Annotated in this window: 20 protein-coding genes; 17 read left to right on the top strand and 3 right to left on the bottom strand. The window is 68.5% G+C overall.

Translation table 11 applies throughout. The annotated features are described in order from the left end of the window. Positions 1-11 precede the first annotated feature (11 nt). A complete protein-coding gene (locus tag KIH07_RS19580) occupies positions 12-707 on the top strand; it encodes a DUF599 domain-containing protein (protein ID WP_226493554.1) in 696 nt (231 codons plus the stop codon). Between the two features lie 10 nt (positions 708-717). Here the strand turns inward: KIH07_RS19580 and KIH07_RS19575 are convergent, their stop codons facing one another. After that, positions 718-1299 carry a phosphatase PAP2 family protein gene (locus KIH07_RS19575; protein WP_226493553.1) on the bottom strand — a complete coding sequence of 194 codons (582 nt, stop codon included), beginning with the start codon at positions 1297-1299 and terminating at the stop codon, positions 718-720. Between the two features lie 354 nt (positions 1300-1653). Here KIH07_RS19575 and KIH07_RS19570 point away from each other — a divergent pair, with 354 nt between their 5' ends. The 16 genes from KIH07_RS19570 to KIH07_RS19495 all read left to right on the top strand — a co-directional run bounded on the left by KIH07_RS19570 (position 1654) and on the right by KIH07_RS19495 (position 14998). After that, entirely contained in the window at positions 1654-1899 is a 246-nt protein-coding gene (locus KIH07_RS19570; RefSeq protein ID WP_226493552.1) for an acyl carrier protein, read from the top strand. Beyond that, positions 1896-3161: a beta-ketoacyl-[acyl-carrier-protein] synthase family protein gene (locus KIH07_RS19565; protein ID WP_226493551.1), complete on the top strand. Its 1266-nt coding sequence runs from the start codon at positions 1896-1898 to the stop codon at positions 3159-3161. Before KIH07_RS19570 ends, KIH07_RS19565 begins: the two co-directional genes overlap by 4 nt. A gap of 9 nt (positions 3162-3170) precedes the next feature. Then, entirely contained in the window at positions 3171-3455 is a 285-nt protein-coding gene (locus KIH07_RS19560) for a phosphopantetheine-binding protein (protein ID WP_226493550.1), read from the top strand. Then, the gene (locus tag KIH07_RS19555) at positions 3452-4126 is read left to right on the top strand and encodes a hypothetical protein (RefSeq protein ID WP_226493549.1); all 675 of its coding nucleotides are present in this window, start codon (positions 3452-3454) and stop codon (positions 4124-4126) included. The genes KIH07_RS19560 and KIH07_RS19555 overlap by 4 nt, the downstream gene beginning before the upstream one ends. Further along, positions 4123-5472 carry an AMP-binding protein gene (locus KIH07_RS19550; RefSeq protein WP_226493548.1) on the top strand — a complete coding sequence of 450 codons (1350 nt, stop codon included), beginning with the start codon at positions 4123-4125 and terminating at the stop codon, positions 5470-5472. Before KIH07_RS19555 ends, KIH07_RS19550 begins: the two co-directional genes overlap by 4 nt. Next, positions 5459-5764 carry a 3-hydroxyacyl-ACP dehydratase FabZ family protein gene (locus KIH07_RS19545; protein ID WP_226493547.1) on the top strand — a complete coding sequence of 102 codons (306 nt, stop codon included), beginning with the start codon at positions 5459-5461 and terminating at the stop codon, positions 5762-5764. Before KIH07_RS19550 ends, KIH07_RS19545 begins: the two co-directional genes overlap by 14 nt. After that, positions 5761-6666 carry an acyl-CoA synthetase gene (locus KIH07_RS19540; protein ID WP_226493546.1) on the top strand — a complete coding sequence of 302 codons (906 nt, stop codon included), beginning with the start codon at positions 5761-5763 and terminating at the stop codon, positions 6664-6666. Before KIH07_RS19545 ends, KIH07_RS19540 begins: the two co-directional genes overlap by 4 nt. Beyond that, the gene (locus KIH07_RS19535) at positions 6663-7232 is read left to right on the top strand and encodes a LolA family protein (RefSeq protein ID WP_226493545.1); all 570 of its coding nucleotides are present in this window, start codon (positions 6663-6665) and stop codon (positions 7230-7232) included. The genes KIH07_RS19540 and KIH07_RS19535 overlap by 4 nt, the downstream gene beginning before the upstream one ends. Next, positions 7229-9565, top strand: a complete 2337-nt coding sequence (locus tag KIH07_RS19530) for an MMPL family transporter (RefSeq protein ID WP_226493544.1) — start codon at positions 7229-7231, stop codon at positions 9563-9565. Before KIH07_RS19535 ends, KIH07_RS19530 begins: the two co-directional genes overlap by 4 nt. Positions 9566-9567: 2 nt before the next feature. Beyond that, the gene (locus tag KIH07_RS19525) at positions 9568-10203 is read left to right on the top strand and encodes an alpha/beta hydrolase (protein WP_226493543.1); all 636 of its coding nucleotides are present in this window, start codon (positions 9568-9570) and stop codon (positions 10201-10203) included. A 3-nt stretch (positions 10204-10206) separates the two neighbouring features. After that, positions 10207-11007, top strand: a complete 801-nt coding sequence (locus tag KIH07_RS19520) for a polysaccharide deacetylase family protein (protein WP_226493542.1) — start codon at positions 10207-10209, stop codon at positions 11005-11007. A 140-nt stretch (positions 11008-11147) separates the two neighbouring features. After that, the gene (locus tag KIH07_RS19515; protein ID WP_226493541.1) at positions 11148-12338 is read left to right on the top strand and encodes a beta-ketoacyl-[acyl-carrier-protein] synthase family protein; all 1191 of its coding nucleotides are present in this window, start codon (positions 11148-11150) and stop codon (positions 12336-12338) included. Then, on the top strand, positions 12335-13177 hold the full coding sequence (locus KIH07_RS19510) for a beta-ketoacyl synthase chain length factor (RefSeq protein WP_226493540.1): 843 nt from the start codon (positions 12335-12337) through the stop codon (positions 13175-13177). Before KIH07_RS19515 ends, KIH07_RS19510 begins: the two co-directional genes overlap by 4 nt. Beyond that, positions 13171-13605, top strand: coding sequence for a 3-hydroxylacyl-ACP dehydratase (locus tag KIH07_RS19505; RefSeq protein ID WP_226493539.1), 435 nt, complete (start codon positions 13171-13173; stop codon positions 13603-13605). Before KIH07_RS19510 ends, KIH07_RS19505 begins: the two co-directional genes overlap by 7 nt. A gap of 14 nt (positions 13606-13619) precedes the next feature. Continuing rightward, positions 13620-14339, top strand: a complete 720-nt coding sequence (gene fabG, locus KIH07_RS19500) for a 3-oxoacyl-ACP reductase FabG (RefSeq protein ID WP_226493538.1) — start codon at positions 13620-13622, stop codon at positions 14337-14339. Positions 14340-14446: 107 nt separating this feature from the next. After that, the gene (locus tag KIH07_RS19495; protein WP_226493537.1) at positions 14447-14998 is read left to right on the top strand and encodes a hypothetical protein; all 552 of its coding nucleotides are present in this window, start codon (positions 14447-14449) and stop codon (positions 14996-14998) included. 27 nt (positions 14999-15025) lie between these two features. On the opposite strand, the gene KIH07_RS19490 is transcribed toward KIH07_RS19495, so the two are convergent. Both KIH07_RS19490 and KIH07_RS19485 read right to left on the bottom strand, forming a co-directional pair. Then, positions 15026-16234 carry a cation:proton antiporter gene (locus KIH07_RS19490; RefSeq protein ID WP_226493536.1) on the bottom strand — a complete coding sequence of 403 codons (1209 nt, stop codon included), beginning with the start codon at positions 16232-16234 and terminating at the stop codon, positions 15026-15028. After that, the gene (locus KIH07_RS19485; RefSeq protein ID WP_226493535.1) at positions 16231-16989 is read right to left on the bottom strand and encodes a class I SAM-dependent methyltransferase; all 759 of its coding nucleotides are present in this window, start codon (positions 16987-16989) and stop codon (positions 16231-16233) included. The genes KIH07_RS19490 and KIH07_RS19485 overlap by 4 nt, the downstream gene beginning before the upstream one ends.

The following is a 16989-nucleotide window of genomic DNA, read 5'->3' as shown; positions in this document are numbered from 1 at the left end:
ACCATCGGCGCATGAAGGTTCTCAGCATCATTCCCTGGGCCGACTGGCTGGCGCTGGTCGGGTTTTTTGCCCTGTGGGTCGGTTATGCGTGGTTCGCCCGCGTCCGGGGCCGCAGCCGCGCGTCCCTGCTGGTCACCACCAACCGCTACCGTGCCTACTGGATGCTGCAGGCCACCGCGCGCGATCCGCGCATGCTCGACGGCCTCATCACACAAACGCTCTCGCACACACCCTCGTTTTTCTCGTCCACCTCCATCCTGGTCATCGGGGGCCTGTTTGCCCTGCTCGGCACCACCGACAAGGCCACCGAGCTGATGAGCGAAATCCCGTTTGCCCAGACCACGTCGCTGGTGGTGTTCGAGTTCAAGATCCTGGTGCTGGTGGCGATCTTCGTCTACGCCTTCTTCCGCTTTTCCTGGTGCATGCGGCAGTACACCTTCGTGGCGCTGATCATCGGGTCCATGCCGCCGCCAGCGGATTTCGAGTCGGGCAAGTTCGACCGCCAGCAGTACGCCGACCGGGCGGCCGCCATGGTCGGCGCTGCCGCCGAAACTTTCAACGATGGCTTGCGCGCCTATTACTTCTCGTTCGCGGCGCTGGCCTGGTTCGTTTCACCGCTGGCCATGGTGCTGGGCACGCTGGCGGTGGTGGCGATCCTCTACAGCCGGGAGTTCCGCTCCGAGGTGCTGCATCTGTTGCGGGACTGAAGATCCGCGATCACGCCAGGGTCAAGCCCTGGCGTTTGCGACCCGGATACAGCGATGCGGCGGCAAAGACCAGACCCACGACCGCGCCACTGAGCGCATCGATGGCGACGTGTTGCAAAGTTGCAATGGTCGACCAGATGATGGCAATGCAATGCACGGCGCTGATCCAGCGCAATAGCCGGGGTGCATTCATTTCCCGGAATATCCGGTCGAGCCAGAATGCCGAAAATACCGCCGAGGCCACATGCAATGATGGACAGGCATTTCCGGAGGCATCAATACCCTTGATCATGGCCAATCCGGGGTAATCGTTCCAGTCAATGCCGAAATCGGGCGTGCGGGTCGGGAAAGCCCAGAATATGGCCAGGCAGAACAGGCACAGCAAGCTGATCCACAGGCCAAAAAGCAGCAGGGTGCGCAGGTCTTTCATCAAGGCGGGCGGCAGCGATACATAGACCCAGAGCGAGGCGTAGATCGGGAAAGCGGCCGGGACGAAACCGATCCAGTGGTCCAGCCAGATGGCCGGCACGACCACCGGTGTTTGTGTGGGGTTGTTGAGAATCGTGAAATAGGCCCAGAAAAACAGCGTCATGAATGCCGTGGTTCCCAATGACTTGAGGGGCCAGAGAATGATCAGGCGCTTTGCAAACTCACGGTGCCAGCTTAATTCCATTGTTCGGTTTCATTCAATTTCAGGTCAAATGGGCTTTGCCCATTGAATACAAAGGTGCTCACGATCCATTGTTTGATCATGGAGCATTGGAAATGCATCATAACTGTCCCGGGCGGTGGAATATTTCCGGGATGTACAATCGCTCAAGGATAAACGCGCTCGGCTTCCTGGTGTGCTGCACACCGGAAAGACCGCTGCAAGACGGGCTGAGCGACAGCGGGCCGCAGCGTTGCCAGGGACAGGGGCGGCAGTGCCTCGCATGACGTATATGCAATGGACTCGACTGAACTGATACAAAAATTCCTCCAGGACCGCTTGGGCACCGCGCCTGAAAGCATCGTTCCCGGCGCACGGCTGGTCGATCTGGGCCTGGACTCGCTGATGCTGGCCGAACTGATGTTCGAGGCCGAGGATCGGTTCGCGATCTCGATCCCCTCCGACCTGCAGATGCCCAACACGGTCGGCGACATGACGGCCCTGATCGACACGCTGCTCGCCTCCAAAGCCTCGGCCTCATGAGTGCCCGGCGCGTGGCCATCACGGGCCTTGGCATTGTCAGTCCCTACGGCGGCGGGCTCGACGATTTTTTCCAGCGGCTGCTGGCCGGTGAGTCCGCGGTCCGCCATCTGGTGACCGACGACGTTCCGCGTCCCCTGTCCATTCCGTTTGTCGGCTGTCCGGGTTTTGACGCGGAAAAGGCGCTGGGCAAGCCCCTGGCCCTGATGATGGAGCGGTTCTCGCAACTCGGCGTGGCCGCGGCGTTTGCCGCCTGGGACCACGCGGGGCTCGCGCGCGAGGCCCTGGAAGAGGGTGCGCGCGACAACTGGGGCTGTATCTGGGGCACGGCACTGGGCGGCATCCTGGCCTACGAAAAGGGTTACCGCGACATGTGGATCAAGGGCCGCGAGCGCCTGTCGCCGCTGGCCGTGGTGCTGGGCATGAACAACGCGGTCAATGCGCACATTTCCATTCAGCTGGGGCTGGGCGGTGTCAGCACCAGCCACACCGCGGCCTGCGCGTCGTCCACCATCGCGATCGGCGAGGCGTTCCGGCGCGTGCGCTCGGGGGAAGCCACGGTCATGCTGGCCGGTGGTTCCGATGTGTCCCAGGCCTATGGCGTGGCGCGCGCCTGGGAGGCCATGCGCGTCATGGCCCCAGGGAATGGCGACACCGCCGCGTTTGCCTGCCGCCCGTTCGCGCAGGACCGGCGTGGCCTGGTGCTGGGGGAGGGTGGCGCGGCCCTGGTGCTGGAAGACTGGGACCACGCGGTGGCGCGCGGAGCGCAGATCCAGGGCGAGATCGTCGGGTATGGCAACAGTTGTGACCACAGCCACCTGGTTCGGCCCGACGCCCGTGGCCAGGTGCGCGCGCTGCGCGCGGCGCTGGCCGACGCCCGGCTGGAGACGACCGACATCGGCTACATCAACGCCCACGGCACGGCCACGCTCGAAGGCGATCCTGTGGAAATCGGCGCGCTCAAGGCGGTGTTCGCCGAACAGGCCGCTGCGTTGCCGGTGAGTGCCACCAAATCCATGCACGGTCATCTGCTGGGCGCCGCCGGCGCCATCGAGGCCGTCACCACCGTGCTCGCCCTGCGCGAGCAGGCCATTCCTCCCACCGCCCACCTGAGAGGCCGGCTTGATACGGCCTGCGAAGGGGTGGACCATGTGCTGGAGGGGCGCCGCGGTGTGCGGCTCAAGGCCGCCATCTCCAATTCATTTGCCTTCGGGGGCAGCAACGCCGTGCTGGCGTTTCGTGCCGTACCGGAACACGTTCTGTGAAGAGTTGCCATGTCTGATACCCCTGTTTCCGCTTCCTTCGACGACCTCATGAGCGAGGTCGCGGGCCTGATCGTCGAGGCCCTGAACCTGGACGTTCGACCCGATGAGGTCCTGCCCGACGACCCGCTCTACGGCGACGGCCTGGGTCTGGACTCGATCGACATGCTGGAGATCGCCTTGGTCATCTCCAAGCGCTTTGGTTTCCAGTTGCGCTCGGACAACGAGAACAACGACCAGATCTTTTCGTCCTTGCGGGCCCTGTGCACGCACATCGCCAGCCAGCGCACCAAATGAACCAGACCCCGGTCCAGGTGTGGCGCATCGTCGCGACGGGCGCGCTGTTCGTCGCCTGGGCGATCGCGGCGCACCTCGGCAGCGCGGGGGTGGGCAGTGCCGGCTTCAACGCGGGGGTGGCGGTGTTGCCCTTGTTCGTGGCCCTGGGCGCGCTGCTGTGGCAGGCGCGCAGCCTGGCCGTGCTGGTTGGCGGCCTGGTGGTGGCGCTGGCCGCGGTGGTCTGGGCCTGGCCCCAGCTGCGGGACAACGTTCCCGGGCTGTACTACCTGCAGCACCTGGGCAGCCATCTGGCGCTGGGGGTGTTGTTCGGCAAGACGCTGTGGGGCCCGGGCGATGCCCTGATCACGGGCATGGCCCGTCACATTTTCGGCAACGGGATTTCCGAGCGCAAGGTCCGCTACACCCGGCAGGTGACCGCGGCCTGGGCGGTGTATTTCTTCGCCAACGCGCTGGTTTCGACCGGGCTGTTCCTGTGGGCGCCGCTGGAGATCTGGTCGATCCATGCGAACCTGCTCACCGGCCCCCTGATCGCGCTGATGTTCCTGGGCGAGCACCTGGTCAGAAAGCGCATGCTGCCCGTGCATGAGCGGCCCAGCATCGTCAGCGTGGTGCGCGCCTACCGCCAGCGCACCGGCCAGGCCGCCAGCAGCGAACCGGCTTCCCGTTCATGAGCGAATACCCCCTGGTCAGCGGCCGGGCGCTGGACGACATCCTGGCCTGGCGGCCCGAAGGCGCGGTGACGGTCCGCGACTTCCTGTCGGACGCCAGCGCCGTGGCCGCCGGCCTGCCCGACGGCACCGGTGTGCTCAACCTGTGCGAAGACCGGTACCGGTTCGCCGTGGTGTTCGCGGCCTGCTTGCTGACCGGCAAAACCAGCCTGCAGCCCTCGTCGCAGTCGGTTGAGACGCTGCGCCAGATCATGCGGGACTACCCCGGGGTTTTCTGTGTGACGGACGGGGCCTTCGAGGCGCCCGGGCTCGATCTGCCGAGGCTGGACTTCCCCGATCTGTCGGCGCTGGAGCGGCCCGCAGTGGACCGCATGCCCATGATCGCCGCCGACCGGGTGGTGGCCATCCTGTTCACCTCGGGGTCCACCGGACTGCCGCAACCCCAGGCCAAGACCTGGGGCAAGCTGGTGTTGAACGGCCGCGCCGAGGCGCGCGGTCTGGGCCTGGAGCGGACCCCGCATGTGCTCATCGGCACGGTGCCGGTGCAGCACAGCTACGGATTCGAGTCCACCTTTTTGCTGGCGCTGCACGGGGGCTGCTGTTTCTGGAGTGGCAAGCCGTTTTACCCGCAGGACGTGGTCGGGGCGCTGCAGGCCGTGCCCGGCCCCCGCATGCTGGTGACCACGCCTTACCACCTCTCGGCGCTGCTGTCCTCGGGCCTGGCCTTGCCGGCGGTGGACAAGTGGCTCTCGGCCACCGCGCCGCTGAGCACCGAGCTGGCCGCGCAGGCGGAACGCCAGAGCGGCGCGCCGGTGCACGAAATCTACGGCTCCACGGAGTCGTCCCAGCTCGCGAGCCGGCGCACCACCGACGGCGCGGCCTGGCAGCTGCTGCCCGGCGTGGCGCTGGCGCAGGAGGGCGACACCACCTTCGCCCTGGCCGGCCATGTGGAAGGGCGCGTGCCCTTGTCCGACATCATCGAGCTGTTGCCGGATGGCCGTTTCCTGCTGCATGGGCGCCATGCGGACCTGGTCAACATCGCGGGCAAGCGCACCTCGCTGGCCTACCTCAACCACCAGTTGTGCGCGATCGAGGGGGTGCAGGACGGTGCCTTCTTCCTGCCGGACGAAGACGCCCGCGACGGCGTGACCCGCCTGACCGCCTTCGTGGTGGCACCGGGGCTGGCGCGTGCCGATCTGGTGGCCGCGCTGCGCCAGCGCATCGACGCCATCTTCATGCCGCGGCCGCTGGTGCTGGTGGACGGTCTGCCGCGCAACAGCACCGGCAAACTGCCGCGCAGCGGCCTGCAGGCGCTCTACCAGAGCCGGGTGTCCGATGGGCAGCGCTGAGTCCGTCTGGCGCGTCCCGACGGACCACCCCGCCTTTGCCGGGCATTTTCCGGCGCGCCCCATCGTCCCGGGTGTCGTGTTGCTCGACCACGCGATCCTGTTGGCCCAGGGCCTGCAGGGCGGGCCTGTCGAGGGATGGCGGGTGGACCAGGCCAAGTTCCTCAGCCCCTGCGGACCGGGGGAAGAACTGCATTTCGCGCTGGAGGTGTCGGCGCGCGGCTCCATCGCCTTTCGGGTGAGCTGCGAGGGCCGTTCTGTCGCTTCCGGCAGCCTGGTGCCGCCCCCCCAATGACCGCCCGCGTCCGACCCGGGTGGATGCGTCAGCAGGAGCGCAGCAACACCGCCATCCTCAAGCTGATGGTCTGGATTTCACTGACCTTCGGCCGCGGCCTGGGCCGCCTGGTGCTGCACGGCATCGCGCTCTATTTCTCCCTCTTTTCACCCCAGGCGCGCCGGGCCAGCCAGGCCTACCTGGCGCGCGCGCTCGGGCGGCCCGCGCGCTGGCGCGACGGCTACCGCCACGTCTTCAGCTTCGCCAGCACCATCCACGACCGGGTGTACCTGCTCAACGACCGCTTCGACGCGTTCGACATCGAGGTGTCTGGCGCTCACCACCTGGACCAGGCCCTGCTCCAGCAGAAAGGCGCCCTGCTGGTCGGTGCGCACCTGGGCAGCTTCGAGGTGTTGCGCTCGGTGGGGCGCAGCCACACCGGGCTGCACGTGGCCATGCTGATGTACGAGGAAAACGCGCGCAAGATCAATGCCGCGCTGGCCGCGATCAACCCCAAGGCGGTGCAAGATATCATCCGCCTGGGTCGCCCTGAATCCCTGCTGGAAGTCCGCGACAGACTGGACGACGGTTATCTGGTGGGCATACTGGCGGACCGCTCGCTCGGGGGCGATGCCCAGCTGGAGGTGCCCTTTCTCGGCGAGCCGGCCGCGTTTCCACTGGGCCCCTGGCGCATGGCGGCGATGTTGCGCCGACCGGTGTTTTTCATGACCGGGCTGTACCTGGGGGGCAATCGCTACCAGATCCATCTGGAACCTCTGGCCGATTTCTCCGAAACTTCGCGCGGCGAACGTGATCCAGCCATTGAGCAAGCGGTGCGGCGCTACGCCGATCTGCTCACGCGGTTCTGCCGGCAGGCCCCTTACAACTGGTTCAACTTCTTCGATTTCTGGCAGAAAAAATGATCAAACGGTGGTTTTTCGGTGTGGCACTGCTGGGCCTGACGGGGCTGGCACACGCCGCCTACGACGTGCAGCAGCTGATGGCCGAGCTGGCCCAGAACAAGGGCGGGCGGGTGCGCTTCGTTGAAAAGCGTTTCGTGGCGCTGTTGGACAAGCCCCTGCTGGCCTCGGGCGAGATGAGCTACACCCCGCCCGACCGGCTGGAAAAGCACACCTTGTTGCCCAAGCCCGAAACCATGGTGCTCGACGGGGGCCGGCTCATCCTGGAGCGCGACAAGCGCCGCATGACGATCAACCTGGCCAGCCGGCCCGAAGCGCTGGCTTTTGTCGACAGCATCCGCAGCACGCTCTCGGGCAACCGGCGCTCGCTGGAGCAGAACTACGCGCTGCAGCTCTCGGGCGACAGCCGCCAGTGGGTGCTGGTGCTGGTGCCCAGCGAACAGGGCATCGCCGCCTTGCTCCAACGCATCACCGTCAGCGGGACCCAGAGCCAGGTGCGCAAGATCGAGTACCTGCAGACCGATGGCGACCGCTCCGAACTCACGATTGAACCGATCGAAGCGCAATGAGTTCTGCGCTGCGTGTTTTTGGTCTGTGGCTGCTGGCCATGGCCGCTGGGGCTGCGGTGGTCTGGAACAGCCATTTCTCGGCCGACATGTCGTTTTTCCTGCCCTCCAAGCCGAGCGCCGAGCAGAAGGTGCTGGTCGGCCAGCTCAAGGACGGCACGGTGTCCCGCCTGTTGATGGTGGCCATCGAAGGGGGCGACGCCGCGGCGCGGGCCAAGGTGTCGCGCGCACTGCGCAGCCAGCTTGCGGGCCAGCCCGGGTTTGTCTCGGTCCAGAACGGTGAAATCGAAGGCCTGGGGGCCGAGCGCGACTTCCTGGTGCGCTACCGCTACCAGCTGAGCCCGGCGGTGACGCCGGAGCGCTTCACGGTCGAGGGTCTGCGGGCCGCCGTGGGCAACGCCATCGACACGCTCGCCTCGCCCGTGGGCATGCTGTTCAAACCCTATCTGACGCGCGACCCCACGGGCGAGCTGCTGGCCGTGCTGGACCAGCTCAACCCCGGTGACCAGCCCGAGACCCGGGCCGGGGTCTGGGCTTCGCGCGACGGTGAGCGCGCCATGCTGCTGCTGCAGACGCGGGCGCTGGGCTCCGACACCGATGGCCAGGAAGCGGCCATCGCCCAGGTGAAAGACACCTTCGCCCGCGTCGCCGGGGAGGCCGGCGCGAGCGGGCTGACGCTGAGCCTGTCCGGACCGGGCCAGTTCGCCGTGAAGTCGCGCGCGACCATCAAGGCCGAGGTGTCGCGCCTGTTCCTGTTGAGCAGCCTGGGCATCATCGTTGTGCTGCTGGCGGTGTACCGCTCGGGGCGCCTGCTCGCGCTGAGCCTGCTGCCGATGGCCAGCGGCGCGCTGGCCGGGGTGGTGGTGGTGAGTTTGGTGCACGGCACGGTCTTCGGCATCACCGTGGGTTTTGGCTCGGCCCTGATCGGCGAAGCGGTGGACTACGCCATCTACTTTTTCGTGCAGTCCGGCCGCCAGGGGCTCAAGAGCTGGCGCGAGGTGTTCTGGCCCACGATCCGGCTCGGTGTGTTGACCTCAGCGCTCGGTTTCGGCGCGCTGCTGTTCTCGGGCTTCCCGGGCCTGGCGCAGCTGGGGCTGTACGCCCTGTCCGGCGTGGTCACCGCCGCGTTGGTCACCCGCTTTGTCCTGCCCACGCTGGCGGGTGAACATGTGCGCGTGCCGGTGCCGGGGCGTTTCGTGAATGGGCTTTTCGCGGCGCTGGGCCGGGCGCACCGGCTGCGTCTGCCGGTGGCGCTGCTGGCCCTGGCGGCCTGCGTTTTTCTGTTCGTCGAACGCGACGGGCTCTGGGATTCCAACCTGTCGGCGCTGTCCACCGTCAACCAAGTGGACGCGGCCAACGACGGACGCTTGCGCTCCGACCTGGGCGCGCCCGACGCGCGCTACATGGTCACCGTGACCGCGCCCGATCAGGAAAGCGCCTTGCAGGCCGCCGAGCGCGCCGGCGAGCAGCTCGACCGGCTGGTGGCCGATGGCCGCATCGGCGGCTACGACAGCCCGGCGCGTTTTCTGCCCAGCGTGCAGCGCCAGACCGCGCGGCTGGCCAGCCTGCCTTCGGCCAGCGAGCTGCAGACGCGGGTGTCGCAGGCGTTGAGCGATTCACCGCTGTCCGCGGGCAAGCTCGGGGGCTTCATCGAAGACGTCGAGGCGGCGCGGCGCGGCGGCGTTCTGCAGCGCAAGGACCTGGACGGCACGGACCTCGCGCTGGCGGTCGACTCCCTGCTCTCGCAGGGGCCGGACGGCTGGAACGCGATGCTGCCGCTGCGCCCGTCGAGCGAGGCGCAGGACGGCGAGCTGCCGGTGGAGCAGGTGCGTGCCGCGCTGGCGGGCAGCGGGGCCGTGTTCGTGGACATGAAGTCCGAATTCGACACGCTCTACCAGGGTTACCTGAGCGAGGCGGTGAGCCTGTCGCTGGCCGGTTTCGTGGCCATCGTGGGCCTGCTGGCGTTCAGCCTGCGCTCCGCGCGGCGGCTGGCGCGGGTGCTGCTCACGCTGGTGCTGACGGTGGCGATCGTGATCGCGGGGCTGCACCTGATCGGCGAGCGCCTGCACCTGCTGCACCTGGTCGGCATGCTGCTGATCGTGGCGGTGGGCTCCAACTACGCGCTGTTCTTCGACCGTGCGGCCGCTGGCGAACCGCTGGACGCGGAAATCCTGTTGTCCATGGTCGTGGCCGCCCTGACCACCGTGATCGGTTTCGGTGCGCTGGCGCTGTCCAGCGTGCCGGTGCTCAATGCCGTCGGGGTCACGGTGGGGCCGGGTGCCCTGCTGGCGATCCTGTTGTCGGCGGTGCTGGTGTACCCGGCACGGGCGAGGTAAGGGTGGACGGCGCTCTGCACCTTCACCGCGGCGCATCGACCCTGATGGTGCTGCTGCCCGGCGCCCAGATGCGGCCGCAGGAGATCGTGGACGCCGGCCTTTTTGACGCCGTGCGCCAACGCGGTCTGGCGCTGGATCTGCTGGTGATGGACCTGCGGCACGAAGCCGCGTGTGGCCACTCGGCCATGGACCGGCTGGAAAACGGCGTGCTGGCCCCGGCGCGTGAGCGCTACCAGCGCGTCTGGCTGGGCGGCATTTCCCTGGGCGGGTTGCTCGCCCTGTGCCACCAGGCCGAAAGCGCGGGCCGGGTGGACGGGTTGTGCCTGTTGTCGCCGTACCCAGGCAGCCGCATCACCACCAACACGATCGCGCGCGCCGGCGGGCTCGACGCCTGGCAGCCCAGCAACGAACAGCTGGAAGACCCGGAGTTCCGCGCCTGGCGCTGGCTCAAGAAGCCCGAGATCGACGTGCCGGTGTATTTCGGCTATGGCCTGCAAGACCGGTTTGCCGACGGCATGCACCAGATGGCCGGGCGCCTGCCCGGCGCCACCACCTGCACCCCGGCCGGCGGCCACGACTGGCCGGTCTGGCGCGCGTTGTGGGCAGACTTCCTCGACCGCAGCCATTTCCCCGCCTGACCCATGCCCCGACCCTGGACCGCTTCACCCACACTGAAAGCCAGCCTGGTGGTGCACGGCGCCGCAGCGCTGGGCACGCTGGCCGTGCCCGCCGCCTGGCCCTGGGCGCTGGGCGCGCTGCTGGCCAACCACGCGGTCCTGTCCACCGCCGGTCTGTTGCCGCGCTGCACGCTGCTCGGGCCCAACATCACCCGTTTGCCGGCTGGCGCGGTGGCGCGGCGCGAAATCGCCCTGACCATCGACGACGGGCCCGATCCCGAGGTCACGCCGCGCGTGCTCGACCTGCTGGACGCCGCGCAGGCGAAGGCCAGTTTCTTCTGCATCGGCCGGCGCGCCCGGCAATACCCGGGCGTGTGCCGCGAGATCGTGGCGCGCGGCCACCGCGTGGAAAACCACGGTGACAGCCATTCCAACGCGTTCTCGGTGTTCGGGCCGGCGCGCATGCGGGCCGACATCGCGGCGGCGCAGGCCACGCTGGCCGACATCACCGGGCAGGCCCCGTTGTTCTTTCGCCCCACCGCCGGTTTGCGCAACCCGTTCCTGGAGCCGGTGCTGGCTGCGCTGGACCTGCGGCTGGCGGCCTGGACGCGGCGCCCCTATGACACCCGCACCGGCGATGCGCAGCGGGTGCTGGCGCGGCTCACCCGCGGGCTGGCCGCGGGCGACATTCTGCTGATGCACGACGGGCACTCGGCCCGCACGCCCGATGGCCAGGCGGTGATCCTGGCCAGCCTGCCCGCGCTGTTGCAGACCCTGAACGAGCAAGACCTTCGGCCTGTCACCCTGCAGGCCGCGCTTTCCTGAGACCGTCACGTTTTCAGGGCCGGTTGGCACGGCGCATGCCAGGGAAAACCCTTGGCGAACCCGATGCGAGTGTGGCGTGCACCGATCTGAGTGGTGGGGTGGACCCCATAAAATCGGGGTTTCCCTTTTCAAAGCTCTCTGTGACGCCTTTGCTGCTCTCCGCCTTCACCGCGACCACCTGCCTGGGCAGGGGGCTGGACGCCACACGCGACGCCTTGCGCAGCAACCGCTCCGGCCTGAAACCCTGCCGCTTCGAGACCGTTGAACTCGACACCTGGATCGGCGAGGTGGCCGACGTGGACGCGCAGCGCCTGCCCGCCGCGCTGGCGAGCCACGACTGCCGCAACAACCGCCTGACGCAGATGGGACTCGAAACCGACGGCTTCGCGGACCGCGTGCGCGAGGCGGTGGCCCGCCACGGCCGCACCCGCGTCGGCGTGTTTCTGGGCACCAGCACCGCCGGCATCCTGCAGACCGAACTGGCCTACCGCCGCCGCGACCCGGTCAGTGGCGCCTTGCCCGACGACTTCGTCTACCGGCACACGCACAACGCCTTTTCGCTGGCCGAATTCACGCGCGACTACTTCGGGCTCGAAGGCATGGCCATGGCCATTTCCACCGCCTGTTCGTCCAGCGCCAAGGTGTTCGCCGCCGCCGCCCGGCAGCTCGCGCTCGGCACCATCGACGCCGCCATCGTGGGCGGCGTGGACACCCTGTGCCTCACCACGCTCTACGGTTTTGCCTCGCTGCAACTGACCTCGTCCCAGCCCTGCCGGCCCTACGATGTGGCGCGCGACGGCATCTCCATCGGGGAGGGGGCGGCCTTCGGTCTGCTGGAGCGTGCCCCGCGGCCCGAGCCCGGCGCGGTGCTGCTCATGGGCGTGGGCGAGTCGAGCGATGCGTACCACATGTCCGCGCCACACCCGCAAGGGCTGGGCGCCCGCATGGCCATGGAAGCCGCGCTGCGTTCGGCGGGGATCGGCGCCGATGCGGTGGACTACATCAACCTGCACGGCACCGCCACCCCGGCGAACGACGCCGCCGAGGGCCTGGCGATACAGGCCCTGTTTGGCGACCGGGTGCCCTGCAACTCCACCAAGGGCGCCACCGGCCACACCCTGGGCGCGGCGGGCGCCGTGGGGGCGGTGGTCTGCGCGCTGGCGCTGACCGATGGCCAACTGCCGGGCAGCCCCGGCACGCAGGTGCTGGACCCGACCCTGCCGATCCGCTACCAGACCCACAGCGTGGCCGCCCCGGTGCGGCGCGTGCTGTCCAATTCCTTCGGTTTCGGCGGCAGCAACTGCAGCCTGGTGCTGGGGGTGGCCGCATGAACGCACACACCACCCAACCGGCCGGCACCGACGTGCCCGCAGACACCCCGTTGCACGCCTGGATCGATGGCATTGGTGTGATCACACCCGGCCTGCCGGACTGGCCAACGGCGCGCGAGGTGTTGCGCGGCGAACAGGCCTTTGTCCGCGCGGCCTCGCTGTTGCCGGTGCCCACGCTGCTGCCCGCGGCCGAACGCCGGCGCGCCAGCCGTGTCGTCAAACTGAGCCTGGGCCTGGGCCTGGAGGCCGCCGCGCAGGCCGGCGCCGACGTCGCCTCGCTGACCACGGTGTTCTCCGCCTCCGGGGCCGACGGCCACAACTGCCATGCGCTGTGTGAGCAACTGGCCACCGAAGACCGGCAGATCTCGCCCACGCGCTTTCACAACTCGGTGCACAACGCGGCCGCCGGCTATTGGGGCATCGCCACCCACAGCATGGCGCCGTGCCAGGTGATCTGCGCCTACGACGCCAGCATGGGCGCGGGCCTGCTCGACGCGCTGGCCCAGGTGGCCTGCGATCAGCAGCCGGTGCTGCTGGTGGCCTACGACAGCGAATACCCCGAACCGCTGCACAGCAAGCGCGACACGCCCGACTGCGGCGGGGTGGCCCTGCTGCTCTCCCACGTGCGCAGCGAACGTTCCCTGGCCTCGATACGCGTCACACCGACCACCGAAGCCGCCGACACGCTGGCCGACGCCGGTCTGGAGACCCTGCGCCTGCAGATCCCTGCGCTGCGGGCCTTGCCGCTGCTGCAGCGTCTGGCCACCGGGGCGGCGGGCCCGGTCTGCCTGGACTACCTGGCCCCGATGCAACTGATGGTGGACCTGCGGCCGTGTTAGACCACGACTGGATCGCCGCCCACATCCCGCACCAGGGCCGCATGTGCCTGCTCGACGCGGTGCTGGACTGGTCGGACACCACCATCGTGTGCCGCGCCGACAGCCACACCGCCGCCGACCACCCGCTGCGCGCCGACGGCCGGCTGGGCATCGCGGCGGGCATCGAATACACCGCGCAGGCCATGGCCGTGCACGGCGTGCTGCTGGCGCCTGCGGCGCAGCCCCCGCGCCTGGGTTACCTCACCAGCGTGCGTGGCGTGCAGATGCACGTGGCGCGGCTGGACGATCTGGCCGGCGCGCTGGAGGTGCGGGCCGAGCGCGTCAGCGGCGACGCCACGCTCATCCTCTACCGTTTTCAGGTGCTCCACGAAGGCCGCTGTCTGCTCGATGGCCGGGCGTCCGTGGTGCTCGACGCCCAAGCCCTTTGAAGGAAACAACCCCCATGAAGCGAGCCCTGGTCACAGGTGGCAGCGGTGGCATCGGCGCCGCCATTTGCAGCAGGCTGGCCGCCGACGGCCATCACGTCATCGTGCACGCCAACCGCGGCCTGGAAAAAGCGCAGGCGCTGGTCGCGCAGATACAGGCCGCGGGTGGCAGCGCGCAGGCGGTGGCGTTCGACGTCACCGACCGCCAGGCCACGGCGGCGGCCCTGGAGCGCCTGGTGGAAGAGGGCGCGGTCCAGATCCTGGTGAACAACGCCGGCATCCACGACGACGCGGTGTTCCCGGGCATGAGCGGTGAGCAATGGGACCGCGTGCTGGACGTGTCGCTCAACGGTTTTTTCAACGTCACGCAACCGCTGACCATGCCCATGATGCGCACGCGCTGGGGCCGCATCGTCAGCATCTCGTCGGTGGCCGCGATCGCGGGCAACCGAGGCCAGGTCAACTACTCGGCCGCCAAGGGCGCGCTGCACGCGGCGAGCAAGTCGCTGGCGCTGGAGCTGGCCAGCCGCGGCGTCACGGTGAACGCGGTCGCGCCCGGCCTGATCGCCACCGGCATGATCGACGGCAGTTTCGACGCCGATACCGTCAAGAAGCTCGTGCCCATGCAGCGTGTGGGCCGCCCGGAAGAGGTGGCGGACTTGGTGGCCTTCCTGGCCTCGGACCGCGCGGCCTACATTTCGGGACAGGTGATCTCCATCAATGGTGCGATGATCTGAAGCGCTGTTTTGAGCGCCGGCCGGCGGCGTGTGAACGCCCCGGGGCGCGCATGCTTGTCCGACCCCTGCCGCTTGTGAACGAGCGGCCATTGCCGAAGGAGAACGCCATGTTGCCCACTCTGAACCGTTACCTGGCCTGTCTGTGTGTCGCAGCCCTTGCGGGTTCGCCCGCGGTGCACGCACAGAGTGGGTCCACGCAAGCGCCCGCACAGCCCGCGCAGCCGCCCGTTGCGGCGCAGCCCGCCGTGCCAACCCCGTCAGAGGACGACGCCCCGGTGCAGGCCTGTCTGAAGGCCTGGGGCGCCCACCCGTTCGGCACCCGCCCGACCTACCGCACGCTGGCGACTTCGGTGAAGGTGTTCGGCATCGGCTCCGATACGGCCGACAAGGAGGTCACCAGCCAACCCGCGCTGATTCTGGTCAATCCCGGTGTGAACGTGATGGGCGGCTCGGTGATCGAGCTGATGAACCCCAATGGCTGGTACTGCCTGAGGGCCTCGGTCAACGTCATGGGCGGCATGAACATCAAGCTGCACTGCCGCGCGCGGCTGGCCTCCTCGTCGGGTGGCGCGACCGTGATGAGCGCGGACAACGACGCCAAGGGCGTTACGGTCATGGGCTCGATCCAGGTCGAGCGCGTGGGCTGCGGCGGGGCCTGAAAGGCGATCCGACCCCGCGCCCGGGGGTCACTTGGACACCAAGCCGGCCTGGAAGCGCTGCGCGGCGCGGTGCATCAGCGGTTTGACCATGGGAACGGTCAGCATGGTACTGGCCACCGCCATCAGCAGCAGGGCGGTGAACGCCGCGTTGGTGATGATCTGCTTGTCCAGCAGGATGTTGGCGAAGATGATCATGATCAGCGCCTTGGTCTGCAGCAGCCAGCCGATGATGGACGCCTCGCCGGGCGACCAGCGCAGCACGTAGGCCGCCAGCCGCACCCCGAGCAGCTTGCCCACCACCGAGGCCACCAGCAGCAGCGCGGCGGCCGCGAACACCGCTGTGCCGCCCACCGCCCAGTTGGTGCGCAGGCCGGTGGAGAGGAAGAACACCGGCATCATCACCAGCAGCACGTGGTGGCGCAGCTGGTCGAGCTTGTCCTGGTCGAACCAGTGCGCGTCCATCACGGCGCCCGCGAGGAACGCGCCCACCATGTAATGCAGGCCGGCCCAGTCGGCGCCCAGCCCGCACACGGCCAGCCAGATCAGGGCCATGTACCAGCGGTCGCGCTCGGGCAGCCAGGCCATGAGTTTGCGATAGGCCAGGCTGAGCACCACGAAGGCGAGCAGGAAGGCGACCTGTTTGCCGATCCGGCCCCAGTCCATCAGGATCAGGGCCAGCACGCCCCAGATCGCGATGTCGTCCAGGCTCGCGTAGCGCAGGATGCGCTGTCCCAGGGGCTGGCGCAGGATGTCGAGCTTCTCCATCAGCAGGATCAGGATCGGCAGCGCCGTCACTGCGCAGGCCATGCCGATGCCCAGCACGAACTGCCAGGACATGGCTTGCTGGCCCATCCAGCCGTCAAAACCCAGCATCGCCGCCGCCGCGGCGCAGCCCAGAAGCAGGGGCGCGCCCAGCGCCAGGCCGGCCGTGATGCTGCTCTCGCGCCGGTGCTCCCAGGCCTTCTTCAGGTCGAGCTCCACGCCGGCGATCATCACGAACAACATCACCGACCACCAGGCCAGGCCGTTGAGCAGCTGGATCACGCTGGGGGTGAAGACGAAGTCGTAGTAGGCCGGAAACCACTTGCCCAGCACACCGGGCCCGAGCAGGATGCCGGTGATGATCTGCACCACCACCAGCGGCGCGTAGTGGTCGGTGCGGCCCAGGCGCCAGATCAGCCAGGGTACGGTGAAGATGATCGCCATGGCGATCAGGAAAACCTCGGTGGTGCTCATTTCTTGCCTCCTGTGTATTCGCGGAACACGCCCAGACTGATGCGGCAGTCCACGTCCTGGAACCCGGCGCGGCGCAGGGCCTCCAGGATGCGTTCGGGCTCGATCGCCGCCTCGATGGTGTCGCCGTAGTACTCCCACAGCCGTTTCACGTCGGCATGCCGGCGCGTCAGGCGGGCCAGCACCGGCACCACCACCGCGATGTGGAAGTGCAGCAGGCCGCGCGCGATCCGGCTGCGGGGACGGCTGATTTCCATGATGCAGACCTTGCCGCCCGGGCGCAGCACGCGCAGGTATTCGGCGAAGGCCCGGTCAAGGTCGCCCACGTGGCGCAGGGCGTAGCCCATGGAGACGAAGTCCACCTGCGCGTCGGGCAGGGGAATGGACTCGGCGTAGGCCTCGATGGTCTCGACATCCACCTTCTTGCGCAGCTCGGCCAGCATGCCGGGCGAGGGGTCGAGCGCCAGCACGCGCCCTTCGGGCCCGACCAGTTCGTGGCCCGCCACGGTGACCAGGCCGGTGCCGGCGGCCACGTCCAGCAGGGTCATGCCGGGCTGCAGGCCGTTGCGCACCAGCACCTCGCGCCGGTACCAGGCGCCGCTGCCCAGCGCGGTGAGCGCCTCGGCGCTGTCGTAGCCGGGCGCGGCCTGGTCGAACATGGCGCGGGTGACGCTGCGGCGCTCGTCCTCGCTGCGGAAATAGGGGTTCAGGCGCGGGTCGGATTTCAGCGCGGCGGTGCGCGGTGGGGTGGGTGTCAT

It is taken from the genome of Hydrogenophaga taeniospiralis (assembly GCF_020510445.1).
GTDB lineage: Bacteria > Pseudomonadota > Gammaproteobacteria > Burkholderiales > Burkholderiaceae_C > Hydrogenophaga.
The sequence above is the reverse complement of the archived record's forward strand: the minus strand, read 5'-3'. Positions and strand labels throughout refer to the sequence as shown.